This is a genomic window from Methylosinus sp. R-45379 (assembly GCF_001644125.1).
Classification (GTDB): Bacteria; Pseudomonadota; Alphaproteobacteria; order Rhizobiales; family Beijerinckiaceae; genus Methylosinus.
Map to the genome: position 1 here is coordinate 1 of NZ_LUUM01000263.1, position 12,654 is coordinate 12,654.

Here is a 12,654-nt window from a genome sequence, read left to right on the forward strand (position 1 = left end):
GCAGACAATGTTGGTCATGATTCCCTCTTGCCTACCCTGACGGCGACGGCGTGCTTTGTGGGATTGGACGGACGCGCGCAGCCCCGCGACCATCTCTTCCGAAACATCGCGCCCCGTTCAAATGAACGGGTTGGTTTTGCATTTCCACCGCAAAAGGCTATCAATAACCATGCGAACCGTCAACTATTGAACGATGCCGTTCAGTTATGGATATCGAATGAGGATCGCAATGGCGGAGCCCGGCAGGCCGAAAGTAAGGACGAGAGGGCCGCGAACGGTCGAGCGCATCGTCGAGGCGGCTCACCGGTTGTTTCTCAGCCGAGGCTTCGCCGAAACATCGATGGAGGCGATCGCTCAGGAAGCCGGCGTCAGCAAAGCGACGCTCTACGCGCATTATGGCAGCCGGGATGAATTGTTCACGGCTGTGATCTGGGCGGCCGGCGACCGGTTTTCATCCGGCCTGGTGTCAGGGGTGACGGGCGCCGCGGATTTGAGAAGCAAAATGGAGCGTCTTGCCGGCGCGGTGCTCGATCTATTGCTGTCTCCCGACGTGGTGGCCACGAACCGGATCGTCGCGGCCGAGGCCCGGCGCTTTCCCGAACTCGGCAAGCTCTTTTACGAGAACGGGCCGGACAGGCTGATCGCGCGACTGGCGGAGGTGTTCGAGACCGCAATGGCGGCAGGCTCGCTCCGCCGGTCCGTTCCCCGCGACGTCGCCAAGCATTTTATCGGCCTGATCCGTGGCGACCTTCAGTTGCGGGCCATGCTCGGCGACGAGTCGGCATTGTCGGCGACCGAGCGCAACCGCACGATCACCACCGGAGTCGGGGTTTTTCTCGCCGCCTATGCTCCGTCGGAGCCTTTTCGAGAGAGATGATCGTCGACTACGAGGCCTCTCCATCGAGACCGGCGGCACGCCCGCTGTTCCGAGCCGACCGGCTTGGAACGACCTGACGTTTCCGACTTGCCGCGATAGCGCGAACTCGCCCGCATTTTCTTGCGCCGAGGCTCTTGACCCGATAGCTCATGCCCCGTAAGTATGTGTTCACATACTTACTTACGAGGCGATATGCACTCCGACGACCTGGTCCGCAAGCCGCGAGCCCGCGACCGCCAAGCCACTCGCGACGCTCTGATCGCGGCCGCAGCGACGGCGTTCGCCGCATGCGGCTACGAGGGAGCGACGACGCGCGCCATCGCCGACGCCGCAGGATGCTCGGAGGCCCTGATCCAGCGATATTTCAGCGGCAAGGAAGGCCTGCTGCTCGCGGTGCTCGACAAGGAGGATGACCGCTCCGACGCGGCGCTCTTCCTGGGGCGCCCGCTTTGTTCGACCATGGCGCAAGAAGCGCGCGAGATGCTCGCGCATTTGGTCGAGAAAATCTCGGAACGTTCGGACCGAATTCGCATCGTGATCTCGAGAGCCCTGCTCGATCGAGCCTTCAAAACGCATTTGAACCGCATCTGGATCCGTGAAGAAATCAGGAGCGGCCTCGAAGCGCGGCTCGCTCGCTACGTCGACGCTGGAATTACCGAACCTGAATTCGATGTCGGCTCCGCCGCCGAAATGCTGCTCAGTCTGGGCTTCGAGCTGGGTTTCGTCCATCGCGAGATTCTCGAGACCTCCCCCGAAATGACGAGACGGCTTCTGGAACAGTTCGCGGACATGTTCGGTCGAGCCGTTTCGGCGCCGCCCTCCCGCGGATCGCCCGCGAAGACCCAGAAAGGCGGCGAATGAGGGGCCTCGGCCTCTCCGAAGCCCTACGACGAAAAGCGCTATGTTTTCCCCACTCTCTCGAGCGGAGCCGCACATGATACCGACGCGTCACCGTGTCTCTTTGTCGCCCTCGATTGTCATGACACCCGAAGCACCGATTTCGCGCTCGGCCGCAGCAGGGCTGTTCGGCGCTTTCTTCGCGCTGCTGTCTATTGCGGTCGCTGCGAGCTGCGAACAAGCGCTGGCCGCCGAGCCGACGCGTCCGCCTGCGCAGGCGGGCTATGTCGTCGTCCATCTCCAACCGATCACGCGCGTGACGGAATTGCCTGGCCGCACGACCGCTGTCCTGACCGCGGAGGTGCGACCCCAAGTCAATGGGGTCGTCCTGAAACGGCTATTCGAAGAAGGCAGCGAAGTCAAAGAAGGCCAGCAACTCTATCAGATCGATCCCGCTCTCTACCAAGCGGCCTATGACAGCGCGGTCGCCACATTGGCGCGCAATCGGGCGACCTATCAAGCGGCAAACGCGAAAGCCACTCGTTACAAGTCGCTGTCCGCCATGAAAGCCGTGAGCAAGCAAGACGTCGAGGACGCCGTGGCGACAGCCCAACAAGCGGAGGCCGATATCGCCATCGCCCAAGCGAGCATCTCCCAGGCGAAGATCAATCTTTCCTATACGAAAGTTCTGGCGCCCATCTCCGGCCGTATCGGTCGATCCACAGTCACGCCGGGCGCGCTCGTGATCGCCAACCAAAGCAATGTTCTCGCGACGGTCACGCAGCTCGACCCGATCTATGTCGATGTGACGCAATCGGCGACAACACTACTGCGTCTGCGGAAAGCGCTGGCGAGCGGCGGGCTCGAAAGCATCGGCAATGGCGCGGCGAAGGTCACTTTGAAGCTCGAAGACAACAGCACATATGATGTCGCGGGAAAGTTGCAATTTTCGGAGGTCACCGTCGACGAGGGGACGGGCACGGTTCTCATGCGGGCGATTTTCCCCAACCCCAAACACCTCCTGTTGCCGGGCATGTATGTACATGCCTCCCTTCAGGAAGGGGTGGATCGAAACGGCGTTCTGATACCGCAGCAAGCAGTCTCCCGCAATACGCATGGAGACGCGACCGTCCTACTGATCGGAGACGACGACAAGGCGAGCCTGCGCATCATACAAACAGGTCAAGCGATCGGCGATCAATGGATCGTCATCGGCGGCCTCCGCGCGGGCGAGCGCGTGATCGTCGATGGATTGCAGAACATACGTCCCGGCGATGTCGTTCGACCCGCCGCGGTCGAAGACGCGGCGATCCGCGCCGACAAACGGTCCTGACGTTTCGCCACGGGGATTCCATCGATGTCACGCTTCTTCATCGACCGTCCGGTCTTCGCATGGGTTCTCGGCCTGATCGTGATGCTGCTCGGCGGCATCTCGATCTTTCGGTTGCCGATCGCGCAATATCCCAGCATCGCTCCGCCGCAAATCTCGATCACGGTCACCTATCCAGGCGCTTCCGCTCAGACGGTCATGGATACTGTGGTAAGACCCATTCTCCAACAAATGTCGGGCCTCGATGGCTTGGAATATCTACTTTCGACCGCCCAATCGAATGGATCGATGGAAATCGACCTGACATTCGTGCAAGGCACGGATCCGAACATCGCGCAGGTGCAAGTTCAGAACAAGCTGTCTCTCGCCCAGCCGAATCTGCCGACCGAAGTCACCCAGCAGGGGATCAAGGTCAACAAATCGGTCAAAAGCTTCATGATGATCGTCGGCGTCTATTCCGACGACGGCGCGATGTCGGCTGTCGACATCGACGACTATGTCTCTTCCAACCTCAAGGATCCGTTGACGCGCATCACCGGCGTCGGCGACTTCACCTCGTTCGGATCCGAATACGCCATGCGCATCTGGCTCGATCCGGACAAGCTCAACAAATATTCGCTGACCGTCGGCGATGTCACGAGCGCGCTCACCGCGCAGAATGTGCAAGTCTCGTCAGGAGAGCTCGGCGGACTGCCGGCCAGCAGAGGCAATCGGCTCGACGCCGCAATCATCGGACCGGCCCGGCTCGAAACGCCCGAGCAATTCGAGGAAATCCTGCTCAAAGTGAACCCCAGCGGCTCACAGGTGAGATTAAAGGACGTCGCGCGCGTCGAGATCGGCGCGCAGTCCTATTCGACGGCATCGCTCTATAATGGCAAGCCGTTCGGCGCTCTCGCGCTCAAGCTCGCCCCGGGAGCCAACCAGCTTTCCACGGAAGCAGCCGTGCGCGCCGAGCTGGACCGCCTCGAAAAATTTTTCCCTCCCGGCCTCAAGCTCGCCTATCCGCTCGACACCGAACCCTTCATCACGCTTTCCATCGAGGAGGTGGTGAAGACGCTTTTCGAGGCCGTCGCGCTGGTCTTCGTGGTCATGCTCGTCTTCCTGCAAAACTTTCGCGCAACGCTCATTCCGACGATCGCTGTGCCGATCGTGCTGCTCGGCACATTCGGCGTGCTCGCCGCTCTCGGCTATTCGATCAATACGCTGACGATGCTCGCAATGGTGCTCGCCGTCGGCCTCCTCGTCGATGACGCCATTGTCGTCGTCGAAAACGTCGAACGGCTCATGAGCGAAAAAGGTTTGTCGCCTCGAGACGCCACGCGCGCGTCGATGGACGAGATATCGGGAGCGCTCGTCGGCATCGCTCTGGTGCTCTCGGCGGTGTTTCTGCCTATGGCCTTTTTCGGCGGCTCGACCGGCGTGATCTATCGTCAGTTCTCGGTCACGATCGTGTCGGCAATGGCGCTCTCCGTGCTGGTCGCATTGATTCTCACTCCGGCGCTCTGCGCGACGCTGTTGAAAGAAACGGCGCGGGAAAGCGGTCCCGGGGCCGGCTTCTTCGCATGGTTCAATCGCACATTCGCTCGCCTCACCGAGCGCTACAAAAATGGCGTCCACAATCTGATCGCGCGCCCGCGCGCGTTCCGTCTGATCTTCATGGCGATCACCGTGGCGGCGGTCGTGCTGTTCAACCGAATCCCCACCGGCTTTCTTCCCGATGAGGATCAGGCGCTCCTCTTCGGCCAAGTGACGATGCCGCCTGGAGCCACAGCCGAACAAACGGCGGCATTGAACAAGCAGATGGCCGATTACCTGCTGACCGCCGAAAAGGAGAATGTCGAATCGGTGCTGACCGTCTCGGGGTTCAATTTCGCCGGTCAGGCCCAGAACGCCGGCTTCGCGGCGATCAAGCTGAAGGATTGGTCGGAAAGACCGAGCCCCCGACAGAGCGGCGCAGCCGTCGCCGGTCGCGCAATGCAACATTTTGCCGGGAGTCGCGACGGCCGAGTCTTCGTTTTCCAGCCACCGGCGGTGATGGAGCTCGGCAATGCGACAGGCTTCGACCTCCAGCTCGAAGACCGGGGCCAACTCGGGCGTGACAAATTTCTCGCTGCGCGCGACCAACTGCTCGGAATGGCCGCACAGGACGTTACACTTGCGGGCGTGCGCCCGAACGGGCTCGAAGACGCGCCCCAGTATCGGCTGAAGATCGACCGCGAAAAAGCCAATGCGCTCGGCGTCTCGGTGAGCGACCTCAACGCGACAATACAGGGCGCTCTCGGCTCGCAATATGTCAATCAGTTCTTGCGAGCGGGACGTGTGAAGCAGGTCTATGTCCAGGGTGACACAGCTTCGCGAATGTCGCCGAGCGACCTCGCGCGTTGGCGCGTGCGCAACTCGTCGGGAAAAATGGTTCCGTTCGACGCCTTCCTCGACGGCGCATGGACATTGGGCCCACAAAAAGTAGAAAGCTACAATGGTCTCACATCCTTCGAAATTCTCGGCGCCCCCGCGCCCGGCCACAGCACTGGTGAAGCCATGGCGGCGATGCGGCGCCTCATCGAGAAGCTTCCTCCGGGAGTCGGCTACGAATGGACCGGCCTCTCCTATGAAGAACAGAAATCCGGCTCGCAGACAGCCGCGCTCTACGCCATCTCCCTGACGGTCGTCGTGCTCTGTCTCGCAGCTCTCTACGAGAGCTGGGCGATCCCTCTTTCCGTCATACTGGTCGTTCCCCTCGGCGTCATCGGCGCGATCACGGCGACATTGAGCAGCGGACTGGCCAATGACGTCTATTTTCAGGTCGGCCTGCTCACGACGGTCGGCCTCGCGGTGAAGAACGCGATCCTCATCATCGAATTCGCAAAAGCGTTCTTCGACAATGGAGCAACGCTGGCGGAGGCCGCGATCGCCGCCGCCGGCGAGCGGCTGCGGCCGATTTTGATGACGTCCATCGCCTTCGTCGCCGGCACTCTGCCTCTCGTCTTCGCGACCGGCGCCGGTTCGGCCAGCCGCATCGCGATCGGCACGGCGGTCGTCGGCGGCATGCTCAGCGCGACGCTTCTCGCGATCTTTTTCGTACCGGCGTTCTTCGTCTCGGTCTCGAGCGCTTTTCGGGTCAGACCGAACCGAATTGTCGAGCCTCGAGCTCCCGTGACGCGGGAAATATCGAGCGAGCACTCATGGTGAAGGTTAGCCCGTCCAAAACGGGCGCAGGCCTCGCTGAGGTTCGAGCCTCATCGACGTCGACGCATCGCGCGTATGCTGGCGATCTCTAGGTCTTGGACGACTGATACGTCGGCATTGCGAAATCGGCGTAAATCCAATCCGGCTTCGATACGCCGGATTTCGATGCCCGCCTCATGCTCCTCGTCCGTGGCTGAAATCGCAGCGAGGGCCCTGCCGGCACGGGACCATCTCACTTTGGTGGGCGATCACATTTTGAATTGGCTTGCGGTCGGGAATTACCGCGCCGTCGTGGGTCAGGCGGTCTTTACCAACAACCATCCAGAAGCGCCTCCCGAGCAGCACAAAGACATCTTCGAGCATATTCTAAAGATTGTGTCCGACGGCGCGCGAGCCGGCGAGTTCAGGAAAGACTTCGATATGAAAATGCGTTTGTCGCCAAGCGTGATACAGGCCGCGGCAACCCATGTTTTATCTTCGCCCGGACGACCGTGCAGCCGTTCAGTCCGAAACCGTTCGGATCGCGTTGGCCGCCCTCGCATAGTCCAATAGAGCGCTGTAATCTAACCTGAAAAATTCGGTGCGCTCTGAAGCGATGCGTGAGCTGATTGCCGGATATTGGCCACGGGCCGGCACGAGAAACGATGCCGCGTGCATTCGGCCGACGGGTTCAGCCGGCGATGGCCTGCATGAGCGGCTTCACGCCGAAGATATTGATCATCCGCTTCATGTTATAGGCGAGCACATGCAAACTCATTTCGGTTTTGACCTTTTCAAGGGTCTTGGTCAGGAAATGGGTGCTGCCCATCCACGCCTTGAGGGTTCCGAAAGGATGCTCGACGGTCTGTCGACGAATGATCATGGCCTCAGGCATGCGGTCGAGCCTGGCTTGCATCCGGTCGAGCACCGCTTCGTGCTCCCAGCGTTTCTGCCGTTTGACCTTGTCAGTCGTGCATTGGGGTTTGAGCCCGCAGGTCAGGCACGCCGTGAGGTTGCGGTAGTGGTCCATATCGTCACGGCGGTCTGAGCGTATTTTTCCCTTGGTCAGAAACTCGCCCGCCGGGCAGGCATACCGGTCGTTCTCGGCGTCGTAGATGAAATCCTGCACGGTGAAGAGGCCGCGTTTGGCGTTGCCTGAGGTCTGGGTCTTGGGAACGTAAGGCAGCACGCCCTTTCCCTCGCAAGCCAGCACCTCCTCGCCATTGTAATAGCCCCGGTCTGCAAGTACGGTGACTTCCTCGCATCCCGTCGCATCGCGCGCCCTGCCGCCCATAGCCGCCAGTTGCGAGCGGTCGGCGCCGACATTGGTCACCTCGTGCGCGACGACCAGATGGTGTTCGGCGTCAACGGCGATCTGAACATTATAGCCGACGATACCCGTGCCCTTGCCGCTGGTCGCCATCGACCGGGCGTCTGGATCGGTCAAAGAGAGCTTCTTGGTGCGCGCATCCTCCGCGTCCGGCTCCTCCAGGACATCGCCAGAGAGGACGAGCTTACGCAGCATCCGGCTGACACTCGACTTTTCAAGGCGGAGAATTCCGCCGAGATCGCGCGCTGAGATCCCGTCTCTGGCGTCGATTTCGATCAGGGCGTGGACGGCGGAAGGCGGCAAGTCGGTTCCGGCGAAAGTGCCGCCCAAGAAGCCAAGTTCTCGAACAAGCTGCCGAGATGCGGCGCGGATAGAATCGACGGTGGAACGCATTAGAGACATGGGAGCATAGACGCAAAACGTTGTGTCATACAACCATTTAGCCTGTGCCGGAATTTGTGGTCAAGCGGTCCATGCCAAACGACGAACCGCGTTTTGACGGCGCGCCCGACGAGCCTCCGTTCTCATAAGCCAGTGCGGCGATCCTTGCGTAGTTACCGCGCAAAATATTGCGCCATAGAGGGCAATCGGCGGGTATGGCGGGCCACGCCCGACGAAGATGAGCACTACGTCTACGCTAAAGCCCTCTAACGCCGCCCTTTCTCACGAGCCGGTCAGGTGCGTAGGTATGAACGCCTCGACGAGGGCATCTACCACCACCCGTACTTTGGGCGCCAGGTCCCGCGAGCGAGGCCAAAGCGCGGTAATGGGGACGTCTTCCGCAGGGGTGGGAATCGGCACCACTTCAAGCCGCCTGCTGCGGAGATCGTCCGCCGCGAGCCAGGTCGAAAGGTAGGCTAGCCCCAACCCGTTCACAGTCGCGTCCCGCAGGGCTTCGCCATGGCTGATGGTGTGGCGCGGCTGGATGACGAACCACCTGACCGTTCCGTCTGGGCCGCAAACCGCCCATGGCAGCGGGCGGCCATCTTTGGCGAAGGCGAGGCAGTCGTGATTGACGAGTTCTTCTACGGAGGCCGGACGCCCGCAACGGTCCAGATAGGCCGGTGCGGCGCAGATGATCGACCCTTGCGCACCAATGCGCCGCCCGATCAGGCTCGCGTGATCTCCGGGATCGCCAAGCCGCACCACAAGGTCGATGCCTTCCTCGACGAGATCGACCTGGCGGTCCGTGAATGAGATATCGAGATTGAGATCGGGGTTCCTGTCCGCGACCTCCTTGAGGACGGGCATGACGCACAAGCGGCCGAACGAGATCGGCAGGTTGATCCGCAAGGTTCCCGATACGACGCGCTTTTGTGAGGCCAGCAGCGTCTCCGCTGCGTTGAGTTCTTCCAGGACCTTGAGGCAGCTCTGGTAATAGGCCTGCCCTTCGGCCGTCAGGTTCAGGCTGCGGGTGGTGCGGTCCAGCAACCGGACACCGAGACGCTCTTCAAGGCGAGCGACGCTCTTACCGGTCGCGGACTTCGACATGCCCATGCGTGCGGCTGCTGCCGTGAAGCTGCCTGTCTCCGCCGCATGGACGAAGGCGGAAATGCCTTGAAGGTGGGAATGAATGTTCAGGCTCATCAATTGAAGACCAAATGGAGGAAATGTTCGCAAAATACGTCACAATACAATCCATATGATTGTCAATAAGATCCCTCGCTTAACACGTGAAAGGATCGACAATGAGCGAGATAATGAAACGATGGCAGCTGCCGTCATTCGGAGTGAAGAACCTGCAATTGGCCGAAGCGCCGGTGCCGGCGCCGGGCAGCAAAGATCTGCTGATCCGGGTTGCGGCGGTCTCCCTCAACTATCGCGACAAGCTGGTGGTCGAAGGCGAGTTACTACCCGACAGGCCAACCATGCCGTTCGTTCCGGTATCAGACATGGCGGGCGAGGTCGTGGCGACCGGCGCGGATGTGTCACGATTCAAGGTCGGCGACCGGGTGCTCGGAAACTTCTGGACGCAATGGATCGACGGCGAGCCACCGCGGGAGATGACCCGGCATGGCCTGTCGCTCGGCGGACCGCTTCCGGGCATGCTGGCCGAATATGTGAGCCTTCGCGAGGTCGTCGCCGTCAAGGCGCCCGCATCGCTGACGGACGAGGAAGCCTCCACCTTGCCGGTTGCGGCGCTGACGGCATGGTTCGCCCTGATCGAGACCGGTCATCTGAAAGCGGGCCAGATGGTTCTGGTGCAGGGCACGGGCGGCGTCGCCCTGTTCGGGCTCCAGTTTGCACGGGCGTTCGGAGCCCGCGTGATCGTCACCTCCCGGAGCGCGGAGAAGCTTGAACGCGCAAAGGCGCTCGGCGCCTTCGGCGTGATCGATACTCGTGCAAACCCGGACTGGTCCGCTGCAGCGCTGGACCTGACCGACGGGCGGGGCGTCGATCATGTGCTCGAGCTGGTCGGCGGCGACAATATCAGCCAGTCGGCCGGCGCACTGGCGAGTGGCGGGCGTATCGCCCAGATCGGCTTCATGAAGGGATCGGAGATCGTGCTGTCGGCGGTTCCCATGATGCTGAAGAGGGCCATTATCCAGGGCATTTCAGTCGGCCACAGGAGGGCATTCGAGGACATGAACCGCGCCACCGACGAACACGGCATCAAGCCGGTGATCGACAGGGTCTACGGATTTGAGGACGTGCGCGCGGCGTTCGATCATCTCGAACGCGGGCCGTTCGGCAAGGTTGTGGTTCGACTCAAGAGTGAAATTGGAAGCTGATTCTCAATTCCGCCTTGCCGTGGCGTGCGGTGATCGGCGGCGTTTGCATAGCTATGTCGCAGAATATCGCGCCACAGCGCGCAATCGGCGGGGCTGGCGGGCCACGCGGGACCCGGATGAGAGCTACGTCTACGCTATAACCCTCTACGCCCCTCTTTCTGCCTGTCTCGAGCTATTCGACCTTCCCCCACTCCGCGAGGAAATCGAGCAGCGCCCGGACGCGTGAGGGCAATGGTCCGCCCTGGCCGATATGGATGGCATGGAAGGCCTCGCGGTCACCAGGGTTGAGGTGACCGAGCACGGGCACGAGACGGCCGGCGGCGATGTCGTCGCGCACCGTGAAAGCGGCGAGACGGGCAAGTCCGCTGCCGCCGAGCGCCAAGTGCCGCAGCGCCTCGCCGTCGCTCGCCTGCACGCGGCCAACGGTCGGCACGACAATCATTTCGTCGCCCCTCTTCAACGGCCAGCCATCGACGGAGCGGACATAACCGAAGCCGATGCGATTATGGCTGTCGAGATCCTCCATTGTCTTCGGCTCGCCGACACGGGCGAGATAGGACGGCGCAGCGACGATCACCATCGCGGTATCACCGAGCTTGCGGGCGACGAGGCTCGAACTCTTCAACGGCCCCGCGCGCACTGCCACATCCGTGCGCTCCGCCAGGAGATCGACGATCTGATCGGTCTCGACGAGATCGAGCGTCACGCCGGGGTGACGCTCCAGGAACTCAGGCAGGATCGGCGCGAGGATATGGGTGGCGTAGGATGCGCTGGTGTTGAGCCGGATGCGACCGACCGGCCGCTCACCGGCGCCGGCATTGCGCTCGGCGTCCTCGATGTCCGCCAGAATGCGGGTCGCCCGCTCATAGAAGACGCAGCCCTCCGGCGTGAGCTGGAAGGCGCGCGTGGATCGGTTGACGAGCCGCGTGCCGAGCCGCGCCTCGAGCCGTGCGACGAGCTTGCTCACGGCTGACGGCGTCATGCGGCAGATGCGGGCGGCGGCGGAAAAGCCACCGTGTTCGACCACGCGGGTGAAGACTTCCATCTCGCCGGAACGATTGATCTCAGGTCGCGCCATTGTCTTTCAATTCATAAATGATGTTCCAATCCGCATTCTATATCACCTGAAGCCGAACATCTATCTGTTGTCCCGACACACACCATCGCGGGACAAATCATGCCCTTGGCGCTTTATGCCCTGACGGCCGGAGCCTTCGGCATCGGCGTCACCGAATTCGTCATCATGGGGCTTCTGCTGGAGGTCAGCGCCGATTTCGGCGTGACGATCGTCGCAGCGGGCCTGCTCATCTCCGGCTATGCGCTCGGCGTCGTCATCGGCGCGCCAGTCCTGACGGTCGTCACGGCGCGCTTGCCGCGCAAGACCGTGCTCATCGTGCTGATGGCGATCTTCGTCGCCGGCAACACCGCCTGTGCGATCGCGCCGAGTTACGGCTTCCTCATGGCGGCGCGCGTGCTGACCGCCTTCGCGCACGGCGCCTTCTTCGGCGTCGGCTCGGTGGTCGCGACCGGCCTCGTGGCCGCGGATCGCAAGGCCTCCGCCATCGCGGTGATGTTCACCGGCCTGACGGTCGCCACGATCCTCGGCGTGCCGCTCGGCACGCTTGTCGGTCAGCATCTGGGCTGGCGCGCCACCTTCTGGGCGGTGGCGGTGGTCGGACTGATTGCGCTCGCCATCATCGCCGCCCTCGTACCCGAGGACGACCGCCCCGTCGAGGCGAGCGACTGGCGGGCGGATATCGCCGCCATTTTGCGGGCGCCCGTCCTTCTCGGCCTTGCGACAACGGCTCTCGGCTACGCCGGCGTCTTTGCCGTCTTCACCTATATTGCGCCAATGCTGACGCGGATCAGCGGCTTCTCGGAAGTCGCCGTGTCGCCGATCCTCCTCGTCTTCGGCGGTGGGCTCGTCGCCGGCAATCTCCTCGGCGGCAAGCTGGCGGATCGCTGGCTAGTGCCGACCGTCTTCGCGACGCTCGCCGCTCTCGCCGTTGTGTTGGCCCTGATGGCGCCTGGCCTGCGGTCGCCATTCACCGCCGTCGTCCTCGTCGGCTTGCTCGGTGCAACAGCGTTTGCGACCGTCGCGCCGCTTCAGATGTGGGTCTTGTCGAAGACGGAAGGCGCCGGCCAGAGCCTCGCCTCCTCGTTCAACATCGCCGCCTTCAACCTCGGCAACGCCATTGGCGCCTGGGCCGGCGGCTTCGTCATTGATCACGGCGCCGGTCTCGCCGCCGTGCCGCTATGGGCGGCGCTGTTTCCGCTCGCGGCGATCCTCGTCGCAAGTCTCGCGGTTAGCGAGGAGCGCGCGGCTAGGCGCGTCACCTGCTGAATCTATCACCTTCACCTCTCAGAGTCTGTCCGTTAACTT

8 protein-coding genes and 3 pseudogenes are annotated in these 12,654 nt (G+C 62.2%); 7 read left to right on the forward strand and 4 right to left on the reverse strand.

What is annotated here, in order from left to right:
* Positions 1-217: 217 nt before the first annotated feature.
* The 5 genes and pseudogenes from A1351_RS15485 to A1351_RS15500 all read left to right on the forward strand — a co-directional run bounded on the left by A1351_RS15485 (position 218) and on the right by A1351_RS15500 (position 6,233).
* A complete protein-coding gene (locus A1351_RS15485) occupies positions 218-877 on the forward strand; it encodes a TetR/AcrR family transcriptional regulator (RefSeq protein WP_198162435.1) in 660 nt (219 codons plus the stop codon).
* 192 nt (positions 878-1,069) lie between these two features.
* Positions 1,070-1,261: pseudogene (locus tag A1351_RS25870) on the forward strand (helix-turn-helix domain-containing protein); the annotation flags it as partial.
* Between the two features lie 9 nt (positions 1,262-1,270).
* Complete coding sequence (locus A1351_RS15490; RefSeq protein WP_245275721.1) at positions 1,271-1,738, forward strand: TetR/AcrR family transcriptional regulator; 468 nt, start codon at positions 1,271-1,273, stop codon at positions 1,736-1,738.
* Between the two features lie 73 nt (positions 1,739-1,811).
* On the forward strand, positions 1,812-3,047 hold the full coding sequence (locus A1351_RS15495; RefSeq protein WP_083967358.1) for an efflux RND transporter periplasmic adaptor subunit: 1,236 nt from the start codon (positions 1,812-1,814) through the stop codon (positions 3,045-3,047).
* A gap of 24 nt (positions 3,048-3,071) precedes the next feature.
* On the forward strand, positions 3,072-6,233 hold the full coding sequence (locus tag A1351_RS15500; protein ID WP_064033405.1) for an efflux RND transporter permease subunit: 3,162 nt from the start codon (positions 3,072-3,074) through the stop codon (positions 6,231-6,233).
* Positions 6,234-6,900: 667 nt separating this feature from the next.
* On the opposite strand, the pseudogene A1351_RS15505 reads toward A1351_RS15500, so the two are convergent.
* The 3 genes and pseudogenes from A1351_RS15505 to A1351_RS15510 all read right to left on the reverse strand — a co-directional run.
* A pseudogene (locus A1351_RS15505) lies at positions 6,901-7,659 on the reverse strand (transposase); the annotation flags it as partial.
* Positions 7,660-7,680: 21 nt separating this feature from the next.
* Positions 7,681-7,941: pseudogene (locus A1351_RS26220) on the reverse strand (MarR family transcriptional regulator); the annotation flags it as partial.
* A 261-nt stretch (positions 7,942-8,202) separates the two neighbouring features.
* Entirely contained in the window at positions 8,203-9,126 is a 924-nt protein-coding gene (locus A1351_RS15510; protein ID WP_024879302.1) for a LysR family transcriptional regulator, read from the reverse strand.
* Positions 9,127-9,227: 101 nt separating this feature from the next.
* Between A1351_RS15510 and A1351_RS15515 the strand changes: the two genes are divergently transcribed.
* Entirely contained in the window at positions 9,228-10,271 is a 1,044-nt protein-coding gene (locus A1351_RS15515; protein WP_024879301.1) for an NAD(P)-dependent alcohol dehydrogenase, read from the forward strand.
* A 172-nt stretch (positions 10,272-10,443) separates the two neighbouring features.
* Here the strand turns inward: A1351_RS15515 and A1351_RS15520 are convergent, their stop codons facing one another.
* A complete protein-coding gene (locus tag A1351_RS15520) occupies positions 10,444-11,349 on the reverse strand; it encodes a LysR family transcriptional regulator (protein WP_064033406.1) in 906 nt (301 codons plus the stop codon).
* Between the two features lie 99 nt (positions 11,350-11,448).
* Between A1351_RS15520 and A1351_RS15525 the strand changes: the two genes are divergently transcribed.
* Positions 11,449-12,615: an MFS transporter gene (locus tag A1351_RS15525; RefSeq protein WP_064033407.1), complete on the forward strand. Its 1,167-nt coding sequence runs from the start codon at positions 11,449-11,451 to the stop codon at positions 12,613-12,615.
* Positions 12,616-12,654 lie beyond the last annotated feature (39 nt).